The sequence below is a fragment of the Escherichia sp. MOD1-EC6819 genome, assembly GCF_002965765.1.
GTDB classification, from domain to species: domain Bacteria; phylum Pseudomonadota; class Gammaproteobacteria; order Enterobacterales; family Enterobacteriaceae; genus Escherichia; species Escherichia ruysiae.
In genome coordinates this window covers 1-312 of the sequence record NZ_PTRG01000048.1, presented here as the reverse complement: position 1 = coordinate 312, position 312 = coordinate 1, and the positions used below count along the sequence as shown (strand labels likewise).

Sequence of the window (312 nt, the reverse complement as noted above, 5' to 3'; positions counted from 1 at the left end):
CTCGCATGGGGAGACCCCACACTACCATCGGCGCTACGGCGTTTCACTTCTGAGTTCGGCATGGGGTCAGGTGGGACCACCGCGCTACGGCCGCCAGGCAAATTCTGTTTATCAACACGTCCTGTTCCGACATGTCGATGTAATCTGTATCAGGCTGAAAATCTTCTCTCAATCCGCCAAAACAGCTTCGGCGTTGTAAGGTTAAGCCTCACGGTTCATTAGTACCGGTTAGCTCAACGCATCGCTGCGCTTACACACCCGGCCTATCAACGTCGTCGTCTTCAACGTTCCTTCAGGACTCTCAAGGAGTCA

Annotated in this window: 2 rRNA genes; both read right to left on the bottom strand. The window is 53.8% G+C overall.

The features are described from left to right. Window positions 1–98, bottom strand: a 5S ribosomal RNA gene (gene rrf / locus A7Z06_RS21585); the annotation flags it as partial. A 99-nt stretch (window positions 99–197) separates the two neighbouring features. Then, window positions 198–312: ribosomal RNA gene (locus A7Z06_RS21580) — 23S ribosomal RNA — on the bottom strand; the annotation flags it as partial.